17 protein-coding genes and 2 pseudogenes are annotated in these 21,857 nt (G+C 67.3%); 14 read left to right on the plus strand and 5 right to left on the minus strand.

The genetic code is table 11. The features are described from left to right. The first annotated feature begins 161 nt into the window (after positions 1-161). From ACQEVZ_RS30020 to ACQEVZ_RS30070, 11 genes are all read left to right on the plus strand, one after another. Positions 162-398: a helix-turn-helix domain-containing protein gene (locus ACQEVZ_RS30020; protein WP_433372628.1), complete on the plus strand. Its 237-nt coding sequence runs from the start codon at positions 162-164 to the stop codon at positions 396-398. Between the two features lie 256 nt (positions 399-654). Further along, a complete protein-coding gene (locus ACQEVZ_RS30025; protein ID WP_433372631.1) occupies positions 655-1,506 on the plus strand; it encodes a hypothetical protein in 852 nt (283 codons plus the stop codon). Further along, positions 1,503-3,833: a hypothetical protein gene (locus ACQEVZ_RS30030; protein WP_433372634.1), complete on the plus strand. Its 2,331-nt coding sequence runs from the start codon at positions 1,503-1,505 to the stop codon at positions 3,831-3,833. The genes ACQEVZ_RS30025 and ACQEVZ_RS30030 overlap by 4 nt, the downstream gene beginning before the upstream one ends. Next, positions 3,830-4,717, plus strand: a complete 888-nt coding sequence (locus ACQEVZ_RS30035) for an SAM-dependent methyltransferase (RefSeq protein ID WP_433372637.1) — start codon at positions 3,830-3,832, stop codon at positions 4,715-4,717. Before ACQEVZ_RS30030 ends, ACQEVZ_RS30035 begins: the two co-directional genes overlap by 4 nt. Positions 4,718-4,784: 67 nt before the next feature. After that, the gene (locus ACQEVZ_RS30040) at positions 4,785-5,648 is read left to right on the plus strand and encodes a methyltransferase domain-containing protein (RefSeq protein ID WP_433372640.1); all 864 of its coding nucleotides are present in this window, start codon (positions 4,785-4,787) and stop codon (positions 5,646-5,648) included. 5 nt (positions 5,649-5,653) lie between these two features. Next, entirely contained in the window at positions 5,654-7,066 is a 1,413-nt protein-coding gene (locus ACQEVZ_RS30045) for an NAD(P)/FAD-dependent oxidoreductase (protein ID WP_433372643.1), read from the plus strand. After that, positions 7,063-7,299: an acyl carrier protein gene (locus ACQEVZ_RS30050; RefSeq protein ID WP_433372646.1), complete on the plus strand. Its 237-nt coding sequence runs from the start codon at positions 7,063-7,065 to the stop codon at positions 7,297-7,299. The genes ACQEVZ_RS30045 and ACQEVZ_RS30050 overlap by 4 nt, the downstream gene beginning before the upstream one ends. After that, a complete protein-coding gene (locus ACQEVZ_RS30055) occupies positions 7,296-7,901 on the plus strand; it encodes an acyltransferase (RefSeq protein WP_433372649.1) in 606 nt (201 codons plus the stop codon). Before ACQEVZ_RS30050 ends, ACQEVZ_RS30055 begins: the two co-directional genes overlap by 4 nt. 68 nt (positions 7,902-7,969) lie before the next feature. Continuing rightward, on the plus strand, positions 7,970-9,241 hold the full coding sequence (gene murA, locus ACQEVZ_RS30060; RefSeq protein ID WP_433372652.1) for a UDP-N-acetylglucosamine 1-carboxyvinyltransferase: 1,272 nt from the start codon (positions 7,970-7,972) through the stop codon (positions 9,239-9,241). Positions 9,242-9,309: 68 nt separating this feature from the next. Further along, on the plus strand, positions 9,310-10,371 hold the full coding sequence (locus tag ACQEVZ_RS30065) for a DegT/DnrJ/EryC1/StrS family aminotransferase (RefSeq protein WP_433372655.1): 1,062 nt from the start codon (positions 9,310-9,312) through the stop codon (positions 10,369-10,371). Next, positions 10,368-11,432 carry a Gfo/Idh/MocA family protein gene (locus tag ACQEVZ_RS30070; protein ID WP_433372658.1) on the plus strand — a complete coding sequence of 355 codons (1,065 nt, stop codon included), beginning with the start codon at positions 10,368-10,370 and terminating at the stop codon, positions 11,430-11,432. Before ACQEVZ_RS30065 ends, ACQEVZ_RS30070 begins: the two co-directional genes overlap by 4 nt. Here ACQEVZ_RS30070 and ACQEVZ_RS30075 read toward each other — a convergent pair. The 4 genes from ACQEVZ_RS30075 to ACQEVZ_RS30090 all read right to left on the minus strand — a co-directional run bounded on the left by ACQEVZ_RS30075 (position 11,396) and on the right by ACQEVZ_RS30090 (position 18,421). Continuing rightward, positions 11,396-11,893 (minus strand): NUDIX domain-containing protein, encoded by a 498-nt coding sequence (locus ACQEVZ_RS30075; protein WP_433372661.1) that lies wholly within the window; start codon positions 11,891-11,893, stop codon positions 11,396-11,398. The genes ACQEVZ_RS30070 and ACQEVZ_RS30075 overlap by 37 nt on opposite strands. Positions 11,894-12,216: 323 nt before the next feature. Continuing rightward, positions 12,217-15,630, minus strand: a complete 3,414-nt coding sequence (locus ACQEVZ_RS30080; protein ID WP_433372664.1) for a DEAD/DEAH box helicase family protein — start codon at positions 15,628-15,630, stop codon at positions 12,217-12,219. Positions 15,631-15,677: 47 nt separating this feature from the next. Then, the gene (locus ACQEVZ_RS30085; RefSeq protein WP_433372667.1) at positions 15,678-16,886 is read right to left on the minus strand and encodes a restriction endonuclease subunit S; all 1,209 of its coding nucleotides are present in this window, start codon (positions 16,884-16,886) and stop codon (positions 15,678-15,680) included. Then, the gene (locus ACQEVZ_RS30090) at positions 16,883-18,421 is read right to left on the minus strand and encodes a type I restriction-modification system subunit M (protein WP_433372670.1); all 1,539 of its coding nucleotides are present in this window, start codon (positions 18,419-18,421) and stop codon (positions 16,883-16,885) included. Before ACQEVZ_RS30090 ends, ACQEVZ_RS30085 begins: the two co-directional genes overlap by 4 nt. A 490-nt stretch (positions 18,422-18,911) precedes the next feature. On the opposite strand from ACQEVZ_RS30090, the pseudogene ACQEVZ_RS30095 reads away from it, so the two are divergent. From ACQEVZ_RS30095 to ACQEVZ_RS30105, 3 genes and pseudogenes are all read left to right on the plus strand, one after another. Next, positions 18,912-19,328 (plus strand): annotated as a pseudogene (locus ACQEVZ_RS30095) (IS110 family transposase); the annotation flags it as partial. 154 nt (positions 19,329-19,482) lie between these two features. Further along, positions 19,483-19,701 (plus strand): annotated as a pseudogene (locus tag ACQEVZ_RS30100) (transposase); the annotation flags it as partial. Between the two features lie 75 nt (positions 19,702-19,776). Then, positions 19,777-19,905 carry a hypothetical protein gene (locus ACQEVZ_RS30105; protein WP_433377301.1) on the plus strand — a complete coding sequence of 43 codons (129 nt, stop codon included), beginning with the start codon at positions 19,777-19,779 and terminating at the stop codon, positions 19,903-19,905. 465 nt (positions 19,906-20,370) lie between these two features. On the opposite strand, the gene ACQEVZ_RS30110 is transcribed toward ACQEVZ_RS30105, so the two are convergent. Then, positions 20,371-21,660: an IS256 family transposase gene (locus ACQEVZ_RS30110; protein WP_433377076.1), complete on the minus strand. Its 1,290-nt coding sequence runs from the start codon at positions 21,658-21,660 to the stop codon at positions 20,371-20,373. Between the last annotated feature and the right edge of the window lie 197 nt (positions 21,661-21,857).

Below are 21,857 nucleotides of genomic sequence, written 5' to 3' on the forward strand. Positions count from 1 at the left end.
CGGTACGGGACGGCCGGGCAGCGGCGACGAACCCCTTCACCGCCGGGGCGAGCCGCTGCCCTGCGGGGTGGCCCCACCTGAGCCTCCCCAGGCACCGGGCCACCCCGCACCCACCTCGACGTCCAGCGCACCGCCCGTCGCATACCTCGAATGGACCCGACATGAGCAACAGCAACGGCGTTACCCAGTCCGTCACCACGGGCGGGAAGCCGAACTGGAGGACCGCGCAAGTCCGCGACGAGATGCAACGCCGCTACCTCCAGCAAGGGCAGTCAGTGCGCCAGATCGCCAGCGCGATGGGGTGCTCCTACGGCACGGCCCACCTCGTGCTGACCAAGGCGAAGGTGCAGTTCCGGCCGAAAGGCGGCGGCTACCGCCGCAAGCGCCGTACGTCGTAGGCACCACGCGCACCGCCGAGATCCCGAGCATTCGTAGCAACCACCGGCAAGCACCGTGACCATGCACGCACCGGAACTAGACGAGGCAGCCAGCAGTGACCCTTCCTCTACGGTGTCCACCCCAGCGCACGGGCGGCGACACCGTCCTCGACCCCAACCGTCCCACCCCGCAGCGCCCCGGCGGCGGGCAGCCGAAGGCGCCGGGCGGGCCGCTGCATCCCGCCGATCGCGGCGCTGTCTGGCGGGACCTCGTGCGATGAGCCCGACGACAACCATCAGGGGTTCGCGGCTGCTCACCCCGGCGGCCCGGCAACGCCTTAAGGAGGCGTCCGCTGCCGCCATGTCCTATCGGGGCTCCACCTCGGAGGCGTGCCCGGAGGACGAGATGTGGGCGGTTGAGGTCCTGGCCCGCAGGCTCGATCCGCACGACCCGACGACCGCGCCACCGGACCGGACCCTCGTCTACGCCGCCGTCGTCTACGCGACCGCACCCGGTACGCCGGATGAGTATGAGGCCCGGCTGGCGTGGGCACGGTACGCGTACACGGCCAGCCGTCTCGCCTGTCCTGCCGGGCATCCGAGCATCTGGCGGGCGACCGGCGCGCTCGCCCAGGTCCTCAGCGCCTCCACCGATCCGGCGGACGCCGGTGCGGCGATCAGCGTGCAACGGGAACTCGTCGCGCTCCTCGGCGCCGCCGGGCGCCCGGCGGTGCTGGCGGGTACCGTTCTGGCCCGGCTGCTCCACGACGCCGGCCACTGCACCGAGGCGCTGCACGAAGCCACGACCCTCGCCGGGCCGCTGCTGCAACGACCGGGCCTGTTGTACGGCGACCGACTGCTCGCCGTGGCGTGGCTGGGCGTCTTGCTCGCTGGTTGCCACCGCCACGACGAGGCCACCGCACTGCTGACCCGTGTCACGCCGCACCGGCGCCGGGTCCGCTCCGACGCGATGTTCCGCCACGTGACACACCGCCTCGACACGTACGCGCCGCGACATGCTGCACGCCATCACGACGGCCAGCCATGCCCACATCCCGCCTGCACGACGGGGCGGGAGCCGCTGTCCACGCCGGTTGCGGCGCCTGATCGTCTGGAGATCCTGCCATGACCCGCCGTCCCGGCAAGTCCCGGACCCTGCGCTTGGACGCCCGCCGCGCCGCTGTGAGCCGTGCTGGCAGGCTGCTGGACGAAGGCAGGACGGCCGAGGCCAGGACCCTGCTGGAGGAGGCGTTGCCGCCGGTGCCGCCGGTCGGTGCGGCACCGGACCGGCGGCTGATCGACGCTGCCGTGCTCTGGGTCCAGATCACCCGCGATGACCCGGACACGTATCCGGCCCGGCTGGCGTGGGCGCGGTATGCCTACGACGCCAGCCGCGTCCTGCCTGGCAAGACGCCGGACCTTGACCGGCGGCAGGCCAGCACCGATGCCTACGCCAGCGCCCTGAGCCGGCTCGGACGCTACGAGGAGGCGTTCACCGCTGCCCGGGAAGGTATCGACGTCGCCTTCGCCCGCGGCGACATCGACGACGTCGTGGACCGCCGTATCCTCCTGGCGGCTGGCGAGTACGACCGGCGCTGCGGCGAGGCCAGCCGTGACGCCCTCGCCGCGCTCAGTGAGGCGCATGCACGGCATCCCGAGACCAGCATCACCAGCCTCGTGCAGGCACTGCCGATCCTGTTCGGCCTGGAGACCTGCCACCGGCACGAGCAGGCCGAGACCGTCGCGGCCCGGATCCGGGTGACCGACCTCGACAACAGCAACGAGTTGGACAAGGTCCTGGACAGCGCCGTGCAGCCCACCGCCAACGGTGTGCAGCACACCGCCCGCGTCCACGCTGCCGCCATCTGCGACCGCCCCGACTGCCCGGTGCAGGACCCGACCGGCGGCACCCCGCCCGCCGAACGGCAGACAGCGATGACCACCCGGCTCCTCGGCCTGCTCCTGCTCGGGTACGACCCGGCCAGCGCGGCACCGCACCCGGTCCTCATCAACGTTGCCAGCCGGTACGCGGCAGCCGCCGACGTCGACGCCAATGGGTGCACGGTGTCGGCGCTGGACTGGGCGCGCTACGCCCACGAAGCCGTCCTTCATCTTTCCGGCCTGGATTGGTCGCAGGCGCTCACCGCGACGCGGGAAGCCGCCGGCACACTACAGCGGCTCGGCTATCCGCACGAAGTAGGCGAGGTGTGGCGGCGCCTCGCCGCGTTCACCGACCGCCTCGACCCTGACGACGCCGTCACCTGCCGCATGGCCATCGCCGAGCGGCGCTACCGCGAAGGCCGCTGCGACGAGGCACTCAGCACCGCCGACGCCGCCGTCACCGCCTGGTGGGCGCAGCAGACCCGCAGCACCCTCGCCGGGATGATCGCCATGGTCCGGGCCGATCTGCTGTTCGATGGCTGCCACCGCCACGACGAGCACCCCGAGGCCCACCCCATCGACATCTCCGCGTTCAGCGACGGTGACAACGCCACCCTGTTCACGCTGTACAGCCAGGGCCTGACGGTGATGGCCGAGCACGCCCGCACGTATCACCCCGACGCGGCGTGCACCGACCAGGCATGCCGCGATGAGTTCGCCATCGCCGACGACATCCCGCACCGGCATCTCCTGCGCACCGTCACACCCCGCTACGAGGAAGGACACTTCGCAGCGGTCGCCGCCACCATCGGCGGGCACCTCGCCGCCCTCGACCCAACCGCCAACCCAGCGACCGAGGCGCTGGCCGGGCTCGCGCTGCTCTACTGCGACAGCGCCGCGCACACCGCCGACGCCAGCAGCGATCCAGACGCCGTCGCCGCAGCAACCCGGCCGTTGGTGCTGGCCTGGGCTCGATACGCGCGCCGCGCGGCAGGCGAACTGGACCCCAGCCGAGTGAAATGGGTCAGCGCGAGCCGGACCGTGGCCCGCACCGCGGGCCTCTGCGGCGCGCATCCCGAAGCGATCCAAATCGCCCGCGAAGTCCTCGACCATCAGATGGCCACCCTCGACACCGCCGGCGCCATCACCGCCCGCGTCGACCTCGCCGACGCGCTGCAGATGGCTGGCCGCTGCGACGAAGCCGCGGCCGAGGCGGTCACCGCCTGGACCGACGCACAGCGCCACTACAACCCGGCCATCGCTGAGGAACGGTTCGCCGCCCTCCTCGTCGGGGTCGGGGTCGGGGCGTTGCACGGCGACTGCCACCGCCACCAGCAGGCCACAGACACGCTCGACACCGCCATCCGGCACTACACGGCAGAACCGGACACCGGCCCGCAGGCCGACGATCGGGAGCGTCGCTGGCAGCTCGCCAATGCCGCCATCGTGCAACGCCGCGAGCGGCACGACGCCGCCGACTACCACCCCGACGGGACGTGTGAGCAGCACGACGAGCAGATCGCCGCAATCGTGCACCGGATGCTCGGTGACCGGCTCACCGGAGCACGCGCATGACCGCGCCGCGACTCCCGCGCGCCGACCGGAAGACGATGACCGCGAGGCAAGCCGGCGTGCCGGAACTCCCGGTCGACCTGGACCGGCTCGGCGTCGACCTCACCCGGCCGCACCCAGCTCGCCGCTACGATTATTTGCTCGGCGGTAAGGACAACTTCGCCGCCGACCGGGCCTCCGCCGACGAACTCGCCCGGAGGTTCCCGCACATCCGCACCGCCGCCCAGGAGAATCGGCGGTTTCTGATCCGCGCCGTGCGGTGGCTGGCGCGGGCCGGGGTCCATCAGTTCCTCGACGTCGGCACCGGGTACCCCACCGCACCCAACGTGCACGAAGCCGCCCGCGCCATCAGCGCGGACAGTCGGGTGCTGTATGTGGACAACGATCCGGTAGTCGTCGCCCACGCACGCGCCCTCCTGACCAGCCCCGAGCCGGACGCCATCGGCTACCTGCGGGCAGACCTCCGCGACCCGGCCGCGATCCTGGACAGCCCACAGGCACGCGCCACCCTCGACTTCGGGCAGCCGATCGGGCTGCTGCTGGTGGCGGTCCTGCATTTCCTCGACGACACCGACCAGCCCTACGCGGTGGTCAATGCCGTCCTTGAGCGGCTACCACCAGGCAGTTTCCTCGTGCTGTCCCACGTCACGTTCGATCCGCTGCCCGAGGATACGACCCGCGACCTCACCGCCCTCGCCCGGCCAGGTGCCGGGCACGGAACGTTCCGCGCCCGGACCCGCGACGAGATCGCACGGTTCGTCACCGGCCTGGACCTGATCGAACCCGGCCTCGTGTCGGTCGTGGACTGGCATCCGGAAGAGGACCCGAAACCCGAGGCACCCGCCGAGCACGCGGCGTTCGACGTAGCCGTGGCGAGGCTGCCATGAGGTGCGTGGACCAGCCGCCGGAGGAGCCGCACGCCGTGTCGGTGTGCGATGTCGAAGGAGGAGACCGATGACAAGCCAGGCGACCAGCGATGGTGCACCCCCGCACGTGGCGCGGCTGCGGATACCGCCGGGTGCGGCGAACGAGCTGTGCCGGATGCAGCCGGTCCGCAGTGGCATGGTCTCCGCCGACGTCGAGGTTCGCGGGCAGCGGCTGCGGGTCGACACAGCTGAGGGCGGGCCAGTGCTTTTCCCGACCGATGTCGGGTTGACGTTGCTGGCCGCGTTGAACGCCGACCCGAGCGTACCGATCGCCGATAGGCGGGCGCTCGATGTCGGGTGCGGGTCGGGCCTGTACACAGTGGCGCTGCTGCTCGCTGGTGCGGCGCACGTGACCGCGCTGGACATCAACCCCGCGTGCGCGGCGGCGACGGTGGACAACTCGGCCCGCAACGGCATCGATGTGGGGCGAGTGTCGACGGTGGTCGGTGATCTCGCTGAGCTGCCGGTGGCCGAGCCGTGGGATCTGGTCGTGTGTAACCCGCCGCATTTCCCGCACGATCCGGCGTACGCCTCCGACGACGGCATCGAGGCCGCACTCGTCGGCGGCAACGACGGCCGCGCCTTGTACGACGTGCTGCTCGCCCGCCTGGACGAGCTGCTCGCGCCTGGCGGCACGCTCCTGCTGACCCATTCGTCACTGACGGACATCCCGCGCACGCGGGCACTGCTGCGGGAGGTGGGCTACGAGTGCCGCACGGTGCAGGTGTGTGAGCTGGACATTCCGTTGCGGCGATACGCCGCGCACCGTGACGTGCTGCTGTCGCGGCTGTATCCACTGCGGGCCGCCGGGCGGGCGGCGTTTCGTGGCCTGCGGTTCGAGGTGCACACCCTCGCCGCCACCCGTACCGCACCGAGCGAAAGGACCAGGTGACAACCATGCACCAGACAGCGACCGACGTCGTGGTGGTGGGAACCGGACTGCTGGGGCTGGCCACCGCATTCGAGATGCTCAACCGTGGGCTGGAGGTCACGGTCATCGGCCCACGCACCGGAGAACACACCGGACAGGCGTCCCGGGCCGCCGGAGCGATGCTGACCGTGTTCAGCGAGGTCGAGGCAGGCCACGATCCGCAGCGGATCAGGCTGGAGGTCGGTGAACGCCTGGCCGCCCGCAACGGCTACCAGGCGTGGCTGGACCGGATCAGCACGGCGAGCGCCCGGACGTTGGACCTCGTTCACGGCGTGTGGGTGATCGGCAACGGCTACGGCACGGACGACACCGCCAACCTCAAGGCCATCGCGGCGGCGGCCGAGACGCACGGCTACCGGGCCGAGTTCGCCGCACCGGCCGACGTGCCGGGCCTGGCGCCGCAAACACGGGCGTACGAGGCGCTGTGGCTGCCGGACGAGGCCAGCGTCGACCCGGCCGCCCTGGTGGAGGCGCTGAGTAGCGTGTTGCACGCCCATCCCCGCTGCCGGTGGCACAACACCACCGTGACGACCGTCAACGAGTGCGGTGAACATCTGGCGGTGCAGGCCGGGGACGGCAGCACGACCCTCGCCGCCCATCTCGTCCTCGCCGCCGGTGCGGGCACCACCGGGCTGCTCGATCCCGCCCTAGCGGAGCAGGTCGCGGCGCCGCCGCTGCGGTCCGGTCGTGGGGTGTCGCTGCTGGTGCGTGCCCCGTTCGCGTTGCCTGCCGCCGTGCGGACACCGAACCGAGGCTTCGCCTGCGGCAGCCACATGGTCCCGCGCGGCGACGGCACCATCTACCTCGGCGCGACGAACCGGCTGTCCACCGAACCCGACTACGGCCAGCGAGCAACCCTGGACGAGATCGCCACCCTCATGCACGACGCGACCGCTGAACTCAACACCACATTGCGAGACGCCGGCCTGGTCGAGGTCCGCGTCGGGCACCGCCCCGTGACCCTCGACCACCTGCCGCTGTTCGGCCGGACCGGACACCCGATGGTGCACCTGGCGACCGGAACCTACCGATGCGGGGTCCTGCTCGCCCCGCACGCCGCAACGATCGTCGCCGACGGGATCACCGCACCCGGCTCCACCAGCGGCCACCCCTACAGCCCACAGCGCACGATCGAGATCCCGGCGCTAGACGACTTGATCACCGGGTCCGCCCGCGGACTGGTCGAGATGCTGTGCCAGCCCGGCGGCAACCTCCCACCGGGGTCGGAGGAACTCCTGGAACGGTTCCTCGGCGCCGCGCTGCGGGAGATCGCCACCGGCACCTCGACCCGCGCCGCGGCCGTGCGCCGGCTGTGGGAGCGCGCACCGATGCCTGAGTGCCTGCCTCTGCTGCTGGACGCCGCCGGGAGGATGCGATGACCGCCACTACCGTGGCGCGGCAACTCGTGGCGGACATCAGCGGGCGGAGCGTCGGCACCATCACGGCCGAGGATCGGCTCACCGATTTGGGTCTGGACTCGTTGGGCCGCCTGACCCTGGCCGTGCTGCTGGAGGAACGCACCGGTCAGCCGGTACCTGATGAGGTCCTGCTGCGGGTGCGGACCGTCGGCGATCTAGAGCAGCTGCTCACACCGGTCGGTGATCCGGCATGACAGCCGAAGCGGACGAAAGTACAGACGCGCCGAGGATCGCGCCGTCCGCCGATGTCGCCACCTCGCACGTCGGCGCACGAACCCGGATCTGGCACTACGCGCAGGTCGACGCAGAGGTCCGGCTCGGCGCGGACTGCGTCATCGGCAAGGGCGTCCATGTGGCCTCGGCAGCGGTCATCGGCGACCGGGTGAAGATCCAGGACGGGTGCGGGGTGTTCGGCGCCACGCTCGAGGACGGCGTCATGCTGGCCCCCGGCGTGTACCTGCTGGAAGACCCGGCGCCCCGAGCCATCACCCCGGACGGGGACCTCAAAGGCCGCAACGACTGGCGGCGGGAACCGGTGACCATCCGCTACGGCGCCACCATCGGCGCCAACGCCGTCATCGCGCCCGGCGTCACCATCGGCCGCTACGCCATGGTCAGCATCGGCACCATCGTCGGCCGCGACGTGCCCGACCACGCTCTGATGGCGGGCAACCCCGCACGGCAGGTCGGCTGGGCCTGCATGTGCGGACAGCGCCTCGACGACACCCTCAGCTGCTCCGCCTGTGGCCGCCAATACCTGCAACGCCCAAATGGTCGGCTGTCCCTCACGCCGTAGACGCATCCTCCAGCTCGACGACCGTCGACCAATGCCAAGCACGCCCATACCCGTTGAAGGAGCACCACATGACCGCAGTCCGCTACCGCGTACGACCCGCCGGGCCGCTCAGCGGCACCGTCGTCGTCCAAGGCGCGAAGAACGCCGCCCTACCCATGATCGCCGCCGCGCTGCTGGCCCGGAGCGGTCAGACCGTCCTGCGCAACGTCCCAGCGATCACCGACGTCCAGCGCGCCGTGGACCTCGCCCGGCTCGTCGGCGCCCACGTCGAATACCACCCGGGCGACCGGCTGCTCATCATCAACGCCGCCGACGTCACCAGCCCACGCCTGCCCGCCGACCTCACCCGCCTTTTCCGGGGCAGCGTGCTGTTCCTCGCACCGGTCCTGCACCGCTGCGGCGAGGTCATCTTCGAAGGCGCCGGCGGCTGCGCCCTCGGCACCCGCGGCCTCGACTTCCACTACCGCGGCCTGGCCCGCCTCGGCGCCCACATCGACGAACACGGCACCACCATCCAGATCAAGGGCGGCAACCTCCAAGGCGCCGCCCTGTACCTGGACACCCCGTCGCACACCGGCACCGAGAACCTCATCATGGCCGCGGTCCTCACCCCGGGCCGGACCATCATCGAGAACGCCGCCCTCGAACCCGAAGTCCTCGACGTCGTGGCGATGCTCACCACCATGGGCGCCAGGATCACCGGGGCGGGCACCGGCCGCATCATCGTCGACGGCGTCGAGGAACTGCACGCCACCGACTACACCGTCATGCCCGACCGCATCGACGCCGGAGTCCTCGCCATGGCCACCGCGATCACCGGCGGCACGGTCAAACTCGTCGGCGGCACCGTCCTGGACCACTTCGGCGTCGCCGGGCACAAACTGCACCAGATGGGCGTCGAACTCGCCACCGCCGGAGCCGTCACCACCGTCGCCCGCACCGGCGACCTGCACCCGATCAACGTCATCACCGACACCCATCCCGGCTTCGCCACCGACCTGCAACCGCCGCTGATGGCCCTCGCCACCCAAGCGACCGGCACCAGCTACTTCCGGGAGCGCATCCACGACGCCCGCTACGCCCTCGTCGGTGAACTGATCAGCCTCGGCGCCGACATCACCGTCGACGGTGAGAAGGCCGTCGTCAACGGCGGCCACCCACTGCGCGGCGCCGAGGTCGTCGCCCAGGACCTTCGCACCGGAATCGGGCTCATCCTGGCCGGGCTCATCGCCGACGGCGAAACCGTCGTCACCCACGGCGCCATGATCGACCGCGGGCACGCCGATCTGATCGGCCGTTTCACCGCCCTCGGCGCCGACATCAGCCGCGACGAGAACTGACCATCCCCTGGCCCGGCGGCGCGCGTCTTGCCGCCCCCGCCGGCCACACCCCTGTGAGGAGGTGACTCATGGCGCCACTGATCACGCTGGCGCACCCCCATGTCGGCGACGCTGAGGTGGAAGCCGCCGTTCGTGTGCTCCGCAGCGGCCAGCTCGTGCAAGGCAGCGAGGTCGCCGTATTCGAGGACGAGTTCGCGGAACTCGTCTCGGGCCGGCACTGCGTAGCGGTCAGCTCGGGCACCGCCGCGCTGCACCTGCTGCTGCGTGCCAACCGCATCGGCCCAGGAGACGAGGTGATCGTGCCGTCGTTCACGTTCGGTGCCACCGCTCACGCCGTCGTCCACGCAGGCGCCACTCCGGTCTTCGCCGACATCACCCCGGACACGTTCACCCTGGACCCGGCCTCCGTCGCAGCCGCGATCACCGACCGCACCGCCGCGATCATTCCGGTCCACCTGTTCGGTCAGCCCGCCGATATGCCCCACCTGAACGCGCTCGCCAGCAGGCACAGCCTGGCCGTCATCGAAGACGCGGCACAGGCCGTGGCCGCCGCGCTCGACGGTATGCCGGCCGGTGCGCTCGGCCACGGCGCGGCGTTCAGCTTCTACCCAACCAAGAACATGCACACGATCGAGGGCGGCATGGCCGTCACCGCCGACGAGCAGGTTGCGCGGCGGCTTCGGCTGCTGCGCAACCAGGGCATGACAGACCGGTACAGGTACGAACTCGTCGGGTTCCATGCCCGCATGACCGACGTGTCCGCCGCGATCGGCCGAGTCCAACTCGCTGCGCTGCCATGGTGGACCGCCCGCCGCCAGTCCAACGCCGCGGTCTTCAACGACCGGCTCCGCGACGGCACCATCCCGGCTGTCTTCCCTGGGGCCGTCCACGTCTATCACCAGTACGTCATCCGCCACCCCGACCGCGAAGCCGTCCGTGCCCGCCTCTCCGCTGCGAGCATCGAAACCGCTGCGCACTACCCGACGCCCGTGCACCGCAGCCCGGCCTACGACGACCCCGCCACGCTCCCGCACACCGAACAGGCCACCACCGACGTCCTGTCCCTGCCCGTGCACCCGCACCTCACCCAGGCCGACCTCGCACGCATCATCACGGCGATGAACACGTGACCCGACACCTGCGGGCCGGGCTCGTCGGCCTCGGCATGATGGGCCGCCACCACGCCCGCATCCTCAGCCAACTCCCCGGCGTCGAACTCGTCGTCGCCGCCGACCCCCGCGGCGACCCGCACCGGGCCACCCGGGACATCCCCATCGTGGCCACCGTCGAACAACTCCTCAGCCACCGCCTCGACTACTGCGTGGTGGCCGTCCCGACAGCCGACCACCCGACCGTCGCGCTGCACCTCGCTGCAGCCGGCGTGCCGACCCTGATCGAGAAGCCCCTCGCGCCCGACCTGCCCACCGCACGCGCCGTCGCCGAAGCATTTGACGCCGCCGGAATCATCGGAGCCGTCGGCCACATCGAGCGGTACAACCCCGCCCTGCAAGCTCTCCGGACCCGCCTCACCGACGGCGCACTCGGCACCGTCTACCAGATCGCCACCCGACGCCAAGGCCCATACCCACCCCGGATCCGCGACGTCGGCGCCGTCCTTGACCTCGCCACACACGACCTGGACATCACCACCTGGATCACCGGCCTGCCCCTGGTCTCCGTCACCGCCAGGACCCTCGCACGCAGCGGCCGGATCGCCGAAGACCTCGTCACCATTCTCGGAGAACTCAGCGACGGCACCATCACCAACCACCTCGTCAACTGGCTGTCACCGCTGAAGGAACGCGTCACCATCGCCACCGGCTCACACGGCTGCCTCGCCGCCGACACCGTCCACGGCGACCTCACCTTCTACGCCAACGGCTCCACCCGAACCGAATGGGCCGCCGCCGAAGTCTTCCGCGGCGTCACCGAAGGCGACATCACCCGCTACGCCATCCCCAAACGCGAACCACTGCTCGGCGAACACGAAGCATTCCGCGACGCCGTCCGGGGCGAGGACGCACCCATCATCACCCTCTGGCAGGCCGCCGCAACGATCGCCGCCGCCGAAGCCGTACTCACCTCCGCCGCCACCGGCGACCCCACAACCCCCGAACTCGCCCAGGTGCCGCCAGCAACCTTCAACCTCGCCGGCTACACGCTCGCGACCGAGAAGCCGTCTTCGAGATAGGCGCCGCCACGACCGATCGCCGAAACAGCCGCCATGACGCGCCGCGCCATACGCGGGATCAGGATTTCCGACAACCGCTCCGGAGTAACAAACTGCAACCGGTCGAGCTCCTCCGGACGCAATTGGATCGACGAGACCTGCTCCGTCGACAGCACACCACCATCAAACACGAACATCAGCCCCCCATCCCACGGCGGGCTCGGCGGCACCCAATCGACACACAGCAGCGCGCCCACCGGCACCGACAAGCCCAGCTCCTCCTTGAGCTCGCGTACTGCAGCCTCGGCCGGTGACTCATCCAGCTCGACCGTCCCCCCGGGCACCTCCCACACGTCCTTGTACGTCGGATGCACCACCAGCACTCCACCGGCTGCATCGCGGAGCACCACACCAGCCGCCGCACGTACCCGCGTCACGCTGGCAATATAGGCAAGATCAGGACCAGTCTGCGCTTCGATCACGCGCCGACCCTACGCGACAGCAGCACACCACTCGCGCAGATCGCGGACTGTTACGCCCGCGCGCTTTGGAGCTAGAAATCGATGATCCGAATTGAGCAGTGAGGGACCTCGTTTCGGCCGTGGGCGACGAAACGAACATGGGTGCGCTCGGCCTCTACTATGGCCTAGGCACTCGCCTCGCGATGTTCTGTTGCCCACAACACAGGAGTCTCATGCGGTGGCCGCGCTGTCACTGGCGTCTGGTTCGCGCTGCGCGGCTTCGGGTTGAACCTTCACGATACGCAACGCAGCGAGCAAACGCGGGGCCGGGCGGTGACAGATCGTCAGGCAACCTCGCTTGTCGGTACGGCATTGCGCTTGACGACGGCGAGGATCGCGCAGAGGCGGTCTACATCCGCCGACGGGAACAGCACTTCGGGGCCGTGGGGCGCGATTGTGTTGAAAGGGGACTCGTAAAGGCGGCCCGGCTCCATGACTCCGTTGGCGGTGAGGTCGTGGATGATCAGGTTGACGAAGTCGAGCTGTGCGGCATTGAGCGTTCGACCGGTCAGGAATTCACTGAACGCCTCCCGGGCTGCCTCACGGTCCAGCCCCACCATAGAGCGGATGAACAGGCCCAACCCTTGAGAGGCCCGCCGAGCCTGGTCGATGTCCTGTTTATCGCCGACGCCGCTGTCGCCGAGCATCCGTTCCAGCTCGGCGAGGTCGGTACCGGAGAGCGGCCGGTTGCGGCGCAGCTTCTGCACGGCCAAGTGGTCCTCGTGGGTACGAAGGTAGACGCGTACTTTCTCGCGGAACCGGTCCAGGTCGGTGCCGGTACTGACCCCGGCGAACTGCAGCTCAAATTCCTGATCAAGTTCGTCGGCGAAGTTGGTGTAGACGACGGCACGGCGGGCCTTCGGGACCAAACGAACCAGCTCACGGATTCGACGGCGGGCCAGCTCCAGCATCGGCAGGGTGACATCCTGCCACCATTCGTCGCCAGCAACCTCACGGAGCAACTCCTCCCGAGCACGGATCGCCGGGATCGTGGCCTGCTCCAGCAGAACTGAGGCAATCTCCTGCACCTCGGTGCGGTGCCGGTTGAAGCGGCCATATGGAATGAGCAGGCCAAGCTGCAACCGCAGGATCAGCAGATCAAACCGCTTGGCGTCCTCGCCGTCGTCACGCACTTCGGTGGGCAGACCGGCGAGCTCGGTGGCAAGCTGCGCAGACGCCTCCGGTGACAGCCGGCGCCAGTTATCGAAGTCCACAAAGTGCTCGACCAACCGGCGGTGCGGACGCACCACAACATTGTCCAGGCGCATCGCCTGGACTCGGCGGTGCAGGTCCCTGGCTAGGTCCCAGCGCAGACCGGCCTCCGTGTGCGAACCGTCAGAGGCTTCGCTATCGGAGGAAATCTCGGGACGGCGCTGGTCGAGCTGGTTAACCAGCTCCACCTTGGCCCTAAAGAGCCGCTCGGTGAGCGATGGGCTGAGCGATCCCTCGGTGCTGGGCGGGTTCTGGCCGAAGTACTCGAAGTTGCCACAAAAATCGAAGACGAAGAAGTCCTTTTTGTCAACGCCGGTGGCATAGAGGTCGGGACGCAGACGGGTGCCCCGGCCGAGCATCTGCGCAAACTTTGTCTTCGACCGCACGATCTTGAAGAACACCAGGTTCACGACGTCGGGAATGTCGATCCCGGTGTCCAGCATGTCTACCGAGATGGCGATGTGCGGCTGGCGGTCCGGGTTCGTGAACGAATCGATCAGACCCTGCGCGCCCACGACCTGATGCGTGATGATACGGGCGAACTGACCTCGGTAGTGCGGATAGTTGGCGTCGAAGCGCTCAGCGATGAGTTTGGCATGCCGGTTGTTCTTAGCAAAGATGATCGTCTTGCCAATTCGATCACCGCCGGCGACCCTATGTCCTCGCGTCATCAGGTATTCCAGCACCTTGTCCACCGTGTCGGCGTTGAAGAACCAGCTGTTGACCGCCTCGGCCGGCACCTCGTCGGGAACGTCGTCGTCGCCCCACTCCAGGGCGTCCCACTCGTCCCTCTCGGCCTCGTTCAGATCGTTGTAGCGCAGGCCGGTGCGCTGGATACGCAGGTCGACCGCGACGGCACGGGGCGGGACGAGGTACTTCTCGGCGACAGCCTCCTCCAACGTGTACGCATCGGTAGGGACGCCGTCAGCGAGGTCAAATAGGCCGTAGGTGTTGCGGTCGACCTCGTCCTTCGGCGTGGCGGTCAACCCGATCAGCAGGGAATCAAAGTAGGAGAAAATTGCTCGGTACTTCTGGTAGACCGACCGATGCGCCTCGTCAATGACAACCAAGTCGAAGTGGCCAGGGCCGAACCGCCGCTGCCCGCCATCGCTCTGGTTGATCAGACCCAGCATGGTCGGATACGTCGAGACATAGACCCGTCCCTCGCCCACCTTGTCGTCGATCAGGTTGACGGCGGTGGCGTGCGGCAGATGTTCCTTGAACGCCCGCGCGGCTTGCTCGACTAGGGCCACCCGGTCGGCCAGAAAGAGCACCCGCTTGACCCAGTTGGCCCGCATCAGGAGCTCGACTAGAGCGATGGCGGTGCGGGTTTTGCCCGCCCCGGTAGCCATCACCACCAGCGCCTTGCGCTGTGCCTCCCCCTCGAACGTCTCCGCGATCCGGCGGATGGCCCGCTGCTGGTAGTGCCGTTCGACGATATTCTCGTCGATGGCTAGCTCGGCCAGTCGCCGCCGGCCGGCCCGCCGCTGCACGAGGAGCTGAAGTTCATCGCAGGTGTAGAAACCCTGCACCGGCCGCGGCGGGTAGCGGTCGTCCTCCCACAGCCAGGTTTCGTATCCGTTGGTGTAGAAGATGACCGGGCGCTGGCCGTACGCCACCTCCAGAGCGTCGGCGTACTCCTTGGCCTGCTGCTGTCCGATCATCGGGTCGCGGCGGGTGCGTTTGGCCTCGACGACAGCGAGGGGCAGATTGTCAGCACCCCACAGCACATAGTCGACATGGCCATTGCCGGAGCCGCGCGGCAGACCGGTGACCGGGAACTCCCGGTCACGCGTCTGGTCGAGTGGCCAGCCAGCCTCGCCGAGCAGAACGTCGATGTAGCGGTCGCGGGTCTCCTGCTCGTTGTAGTCGTGGTGATCGGGGCGGGCGGCATTCGCGGCCTTCGCCGCCGTGATCTGCGCGCGCAGGGCAGCGATCTGCACATCGAGATCGACGTTGTCCGCCTCCGCCTCGGCGAGCGCCGCGTCTCGGGCGGCGAGCTGCTCGTCTAGGGCACGGATCTCTGCCCGGCTTTGGGCCTGCGCATCCGCCGGGCGGGGCAGCAGCGCGGGGTCGAACATCAGGACATCTGAGGGCAGGGCGGAAGCGTCGCGGGTGTAGGTGCGAGCGATCCAGTACGTCAGGTGGAACAGCTCACGAACTACCTGGCCGGCGATTCGCTCCGACACCGTCCCCTTCTCGTGTACAGCCTTGTTGCCCTGTACCCGAATGATCTGCATCTTGGCGATGAGCGTTGGCCCGACCAATGTCTGCATCGTCGGCTCGGCGATCAGGCCGGTCAGACGCCGGTCCCCCGGCAGCCGCAGTTGACGGTCGGCGCGATAGAGCCACTTCAACGCAAGTTCCAGGCAACGCCGAGCATAGAAGCACGCGGCACGCGGATCGACCACGGCATTTCGCTCAGCCTGCTCCGCCTCGGCGAACAGCTCGGGCCATTCGACCTGCAGGAACGCGAAGTTGCTCATCGACGAAGATCCTCCCCACGTGTGGACAGCCACCGATCATCGCACACTCACAGCTCTCCGCGAAACGCCTTTACCTCAAGCGACGCAAACAGGCTGTCCAGTTCAGCCATACTTGCACGCTGCGCAGCGCGAACTCGCCTAATTGCTTCAATGCGCGTAGCGAATTCATACTGAACATCGATATCCGGAAGGCAGAAAGCGATGCCTTCCAGCGCTGTTTGATTAACCTTATACGTGCCATTTGTAGTTCGAGCCGACGCCTCGATTTGACTCCTCACGGCGGCAGTTGACCATACGTGCTCCAGAAATTCTTTACGAACTCTGCCGAGGTCAGCACGAGCCGCGATGATCGTATCGGGGAAAGTTGTGTCTGGCATCGAGTATGGCGGAAAGAAACCTCTACCGACCAGTTCGAGATTTCCATTACCTCGGCAAATTAGAAAGTCCGAATCACGTACAGATTGCGAGGTTGGAGGCTCGCTCAGAAATGAGGCAATCTTGTAGGCTGACGGATTGAAACTCGATCCTGTCACACTGGAAAGCGTCAAAATCTTAGCCGGCACATTTCCCCGGCTGGTAGGTGACAGGCCATTTCGAAGAGGGCTCGCAATTACTTCTGCGAGACGAACTATGGGCCAGTTCATTGGGTTGTCCAGCGGATCGCCGAACATCTCTAAGTAGACGGATCGCTCTAGTTCATCCAAATTTTCGAGCGCCTCACGTCGCTTAGCACGCACCGCGTCGGCCCGCTCCAGCAAACATCCGATCTTGCGCTGCTCTTCTATGGGGGGAAGCGGTATGATCCACGATGCGAGAGCTTCCCGCCCGATGTGATGGATACCCACGCCGCGGGAGGCTGCAGCAAACATCTTCAACGCCGCCTGATTGCGAAAGTAATGCAGTAGATAGTCTGAGTCGACTCGGAAAGGCCGCACCCGAATCAAGGTATTCTGGAAGGCGCAATCATCAATTTCGCCACGCCAGACTGCAGGCTTACCTACCTCGGTCGCACTTCCTGACGCCTCGTTGAGCAGCAGGTCTCCCACCTTGAGGCGGTAAGTGTCCATCTCGGAATCGGTAAAATTCATCTGCTTAACATCGTCGAGCAATAAGCCCCGCCAACCGACGTTGGCCGCCCTGACGTAGGGTCGCATGTGGTCGCCCTCGTGGTTCTTGGGCGATCGCTGTCGTCCGAGCCGGACCTCCGCGACGGATTCCAAGGGGACCGCTTCCCAGTTGCTTGGAAAGGCGCTCATCCGAGCATCGCTTTCAGGTCCGACATACCCTGCTGAATTTCGGATTCAAGGCGTTCGAGGTCGCCTATAATTTCCAGCGGCGGCCGGTGCTTTGTATCTTCGTGAACGATCTCTTTATAGCGATTGAGGCTGAGATCGTATCCCCCGGCGACGATCTCTTCTCTCGGCACGCAGAAGCTCTGCTCGGTCCGTGCCCGTTTCTGCTCATCACCGTCGCGCTGCACCCAACGGGCGAGCACATCTGGCAAGTTGTTCTTGGCATGTTCCGCCTCGGAAAGATCGCCCGATGTCCGAGGGCCGAGTTTTTCCTCCGGCAGCAACGGGGTTCGCTTATCGTCCAGGCTCAAACCGTCAGCCGCCACCTCATAAAACCAGATGTTTTCGCTGCCGCCGCTGTTGGTTTTGGTGAAGAACAGAATCGCCGTCGACACCCCGGAATACGGCTTAAATACTCCGCCCGGGAGTTTTATAACAGCATCCAACCTGTGGTCGTCCACCAGCATTCGGCGAATCTCCCTATGCGCTTTCGTAGCCCCGTAGAGAACGCCATCCGGCACGATTACTGCCGCCCGGCCGCCCGGCCTGAGCAATCGCAGGAAAAGTACCAGAAAGAGCAGTTCCGTCTTAGTTGTCTTGACCGATTGGGTCAACGCCTCGGCGACTCCATCCTTATCAAGGCTGCCCTTAAAAGGTGGATTCGCCAGGATGACCGAATACTTCTCCTCTTCGTCGCTGACGCTCTGCGCTAGGGAGTCCCGGTATTCAATTGCCGGATTCTCGACGCCGTGCAGCAGCATGTTCATGCTGCCGACCCGGAGCATTGTTCGGTCAAAGTCAAAGCCGTGAAACATCTCGTGGTGGTAGTGCCAATTACGCTTTGCGTCATGGAATAGGTCTGGATGCTCCCGACGGACGTACTCGCTGGCCTCCATTAGGAAGCCTGCGCTACCGCAGGCCGGGTCGCAGATGGTGTCGTCCGGGCCGGGGCCGACCATCTCCACCATCAACCGGATGATGTGCCGGGGCGTGCGGAACTGCCCGTTGTGGCCAGCGGTGGCGATCTTGCTGAGCAGGTATTCGTACAGGTCACCCTTGGTATCGCGGTCCTCCATCGAAACGCCGTCGAGCATGTCGACGACCCGGGATAGCAGCGCCGGGTTGGGGACAGTGAACCGGGCGTCCTTCATGTGAGACGCGTAGGTAGAGCCGTCGCCGCCAAGTGCGCGCAGGAATGGAAAGACGTGATCCCCGACGATGTCGAACATCTCACGCGACTCGGCGTGCTTGAAGTACGACCAGCGCAACTCGGCGTACGGCCTACCCTTGGCGTCGTCGCCGTCTGGGTAGATCGGCCGCTTGATGGGCTCGCCGGTACGCCTGGCCTTCTTCAGGGCGAGGCCGTGCAGTTCATCGAGGCGCCGGATGAAGAGGAGATAAGTGATCTGTTCGATCACCTCGAGCGGATTTGAGATGCCGCCCGACCAGAAGGTGTCCCAGATCCGGTCGATCTTGCTCTTCAGCTCACCAGTGATCACCTAGCGTTGTCCCCACCGTCTTGATCCATCCCGCCTGAGTCCGTAAGGCTACGACGCTGACGCCGGGCGATGGAATCGGCACTCCCTCCTCTTCCCGGATGTCGGGTTGTCGACCCGGTGCGATCGCAAGGCCCATTGGCATGATCGGTATCCGGGCGGCGTTTGCAACGGCCGGTCTCGACTGAGGCATGACCAGGAGTTCCATCTCGCAGCCAATCCGAACCTCCGACGATCTGGGCGCGTTCGGTGCCGTGCATCGGGTCAACGCAAGCATGCACCGGCCGAGGGCCAGGGCATGCTTGATCTTCTACCTGAACGCGAAACTGGCTTCTACGTTTAGTGACCGGCCGATCGCGCTGCGCGGTTGCAGTTCTGTGATCGGATGAAGGAGCGGGGCCTCCGCTCCTCGTGATCCTCCGGCGGACGCTGGAGGTGCTCACGTCTACGACGAAGGAGGCCCCTGGTGGAAGCGTACGTGGGACAACAGTTCGTGGGTATTGATCTGCATCGGCGGCGCAGTGTGATTGCGCGGCAGACGCAGGCTGGTGAGCGGCTGGAGGTCGCGCGGATCGGTAACGATCCGTTTGTGCTGGCCGAGCAGGTCGCTGGCTGGGGTGAGGGGCCGCAGGTGGTGTTGGAGGCCACCTACGGCTGGTATTGGGCGGCTGATGTGTTGGCCGAGGCGGGTGCGCAGGTGCATCTGGCGCATCCGTTGGGGGTCAAGGGGTTCGCCTACCGTCGGGTGAAGAACGACGAGCGTGACGCCTCGGATCTGGCGGATCTGCTGCGGATGGGCCGGCTACCGCAGGCGTGGATCGCTCCGCCGGCGACCCGGGAGCTGCGGGAGGTGGTGCGGCACCGGGCCAAGTTGGTCGCGTTGCGGTCGGGTTTGAAGGCGAGCGTGCACGCGGTACTGGCCAAGTGCGGCGTCAGCGTGGCGGTGTCGGACCTGTTCGGGGTCGGCGGCAACCGGCTGCTCGACGGGTTGCAGATCCCCGATGTGTACGCCGGGCGGATCGCGTCGCTGCGCAGGTTGATCGACGCGTTGGGGTTCGAAGTCGATGTGTACACCAAGCTGGCCACGACCCCGGCTGGCGGCCCATCGCGGCTACCGGGCGATCCAGGCCATCGACGGGGTCGGCCCGGTCCTGGCTACGGTGTTCGTGGCCGAGATCGGCGACCCGCACCGCTTTCCCGGCCCGGCGCAGTTGTGCTCGTGGGCGGGGTTGACCCCGCGCCACCACGAATCGGACACCAAGGTGCGCCGGGGAAGGATCACCAAGCAGGGCTCCGCCCTGGTGCGCTGGGCCGCCGTCGAAGCCGTCCAACGCGTGCGCAGCGGGAACCTCGGCACGGTGCGCGCTCGCATCGGTGAGCGTCGGGGTGCGAACGTCGCCAAGGTCGCCATCGCCCGTCAGCTGCTCACTCTGGTCTACTACGGGCTACGCGACGGACACATCCGCTGCCTGGCCCGGCCGGCGTGAGCACGATCTGGACGCAGCCAGCACGCGAGGTCGAGGCACGTCTGACCCCCGCCTACGGCGGCGAGGCCGAGCACATGTGATTGACCCCGTCTGGCTGCGGCCGTAGCACTCCATGCCACCCTGTCGGTGGCGAAGGGATGACCGGCAACCAGACCCCAGCGTCTGACCGTTGCCATCCGTCCACACCGGACGACTGGAGAACACGGCCCACACAGCCCCATTCCCGGAACCGAACATTGTGCGCCGCTCGGAGCCGGTCTCAAGGCCAAGCCCCTGCGGGGTGGCCTACGGCCAGCCTTGACCCCGACCCCTCACCGACGCGTGTCCAAGACCTACCGGGAACCGGAAAAACAGTCACAAAAAACCCCGGCGTTGAGGCTTGACCGGCCCCACTCCTTCAGGGAGGGGCTGTCAAATTAACGGTGGAAATGTTGTTCAGGTCTGAGTTGTAGTGGTGATGGTTGTCTATGTGCTGGGGTTGGAGAGGCGTCCGTCGAACGTGATCTCGAAGGCGTTGAGAGCCGCTTTCCAGCGGTTGGACCAGCGTTGCCGGCCGCGGCCGGTGGGGTCCAGGGACATGACGGTGAGGTAGAGGACCTTCATCGCGGCCTGCTCGTTAGGGAAGTGGCCACGGGCGTTCACGGCCCGGCGGAACCGGGCGTTGAGGCTCTCGATGGCGTTGGTGGTGCAGATGATCGACCGGATGTCGGTGTGGAAGGCCAGGAACGGCACCATCTCCGCCCAGGCGTTGGTCCACAACCGGACGATCGCCGGGTACTTCTTCTCCCACGCAGCGGCGAACTCGGCGAACCGGTCCAGGGCGGCCTGCTCCGACGACGCGGTGTAGACCGGCTTGAGCGCAGCGGCGATCGCGGTCCAATCTTTCCGGGACGCGTACTTGAACGAATTCCGTAACAGGTGCACGATGCACGTCTGGACCACGGTCTTCGGCCATACCGTGGCGACCGCGTCGGGCAGGCCCTTCAACCCGTCACACACCACGATGCACACGTCCCGGGTGCCGCGGTTACGGATATCGGTCAACACCCGCAGCCAGAACTTGGCGCCCTCACCCTCGCCGTGCTCTCCGGCCCACATGCCCAGGATGTCCCGGTGCCCGTCCACGGTCACCGCGAGGGCTACATAGATCGGCCGGTTCGCGACCTGGCCATCACGGATCTTCACCTGAATGGCGTCGATGAACACCACCGGATACACCCGATCGAGGGGCCGGGACTGCCACTCACCCATCGAGTCCAGGACCCGGTCGGTGATCGTGGAAATCGTCTCCTTCGACACCTCCGCGCCGTACACCTCGGCCAGATGCGCCGACACCTCACCAGTCGTCAACCCCTTCGCCGTCAGCGAGACGACCAGATCGTCCACACCGGACAGCCGACGCTGCCGCTTGCGTACGATCTGCGGCGTGAACGACCCGTCCCGGTCCCGCGGCACGTCCAACTCGACCGGCCCGGCCTCGGTCAGCACCGTCTTGGCCCGCCGGCCGTTGCGGGCGTTCCCCGGCGTGCGACCTTCACGTTCGTGCTTTCCCGAGCCCAGATGCGAGTCCATCTCGCCCTCGAGCGCCGCCTCCAGAACCCGCTTCGTCAGCTGCTGCAACAGGCCGCCCTCACCGACCAGGCTCACACCCTGAGCTCGGGCCTGCCCCGCCAGCCGGGCGATCAACGCATCGTCGACCACATCGGCCAACCCCGACCCATCCGCCGGCGCATCGCCCTTCGGTACCGCTGTCATCGTCATCCTGGTGTCCTCTTTGTCCGAGTTACACCGTTTAACTTACAGTCCCTTCAGGGATGACGTGCCCCCGGCTAGAGACAAACCTGCACAGCTCGATCTCGGTTTCGTCTGGGTTGAGCTGGGCCGATGTGCAGATTGATCTGGGCGTGGCGCTGTCTGTCAACGCGGTTGCAGATTGGCGGTTCCGACTCGGC

Source organism: Dactylosporangium sp. CA-152071, from assembly GCF_050936335.1.
Lineage (GTDB): Bacteria > Actinomycetota > Actinomycetes > Mycobacteriales > Micromonosporaceae > Dactylosporangium > Dactylosporangium maewongense.

What these genes read in the sequence shown, in the direction of transcription:
- ACQEVZ_RS30025 (WP_433372631.1), top strand. Translation starts at nt 655, where the DNA reads ATGAGCCCGACGACAACCATCAGGGGTTCGCGGCTGCTCACCCCGGCG.
- ACQEVZ_RS30110 (WP_433377076.1), bottom strand. Translation starts at nt 21,660, where the DNA reads ATGACAGCGGTACCGAAGGGCGATGCGCCGGCGGATGGGTCGGGGTTG.
- ACQEVZ_RS30035 (WP_433372637.1), top strand. Translation starts at nt 3,830, where the DNA reads ATGACCGCGCCGCGACTCCCGCGCGCCGACCGGAAGACGATGACCGCG.
- murA (WP_433372652.1), top strand. Translation starts at nt 7,970, where the DNA reads ATGACCGCAGTCCGCTACCGCGTACGACCCGCCGGGCCGCTCAGCGGC.
- ACQEVZ_RS30030 (WP_433372634.1), top strand. Translation starts at nt 1,503, where the DNA reads ATGACCCGCCGTCCCGGCAAGTCCCGGACCCTGCGCTTGGACGCCCGC.
- ACQEVZ_RS30040 (WP_433372640.1), top strand. Translation starts at nt 4,785, where the DNA reads ATGACAAGCCAGGCGACCAGCGATGGTGCACCCCCGCACGTGGCGCGG.
- ACQEVZ_RS30085 (WP_433372667.1), bottom strand. Translation starts at nt 16,886, where the DNA reads ATGAGCGCCTTTCCAAGCAACTGGGAAGCGGTCCCCTTGGAATCCGTC.
- ACQEVZ_RS30055 (WP_433372649.1), top strand. Translation starts at nt 7,296, where the DNA reads ATGACAGCCGAAGCGGACGAAAGTACAGACGCGCCGAGGATCGCGCCG.
- ACQEVZ_RS30020 (WP_433372628.1), top strand. Translation starts at nt 162, where the DNA reads ATGAGCAACAGCAACGGCGTTACCCAGTCCGTCACCACGGGCGGGAAG.
- ACQEVZ_RS30045 (WP_433372643.1), top strand. Translation starts at nt 5,654, where the DNA reads ATGCACCAGACAGCGACCGACGTCGTGGTGGTGGGAACCGGACTGCTG.
- ACQEVZ_RS30065 (WP_433372655.1), top strand. Translation starts at nt 9,310, where the DNA reads ATGGCGCCACTGATCACGCTGGCGCACCCCCATGTCGGCGACGCTGAG.
- ACQEVZ_RS30050 (WP_433372646.1), top strand. Translation starts at nt 7,063, where the DNA reads ATGACCGCCACTACCGTGGCGCGGCAACTCGTGGCGGACATCAGCGGG.
- ACQEVZ_RS30080 (WP_433372664.1), bottom strand. Translation starts at nt 15,630, where the DNA reads ATGAGCAACTTCGCGTTCCTGCAGGTCGAATGGCCCGAGCTGTTCGCC.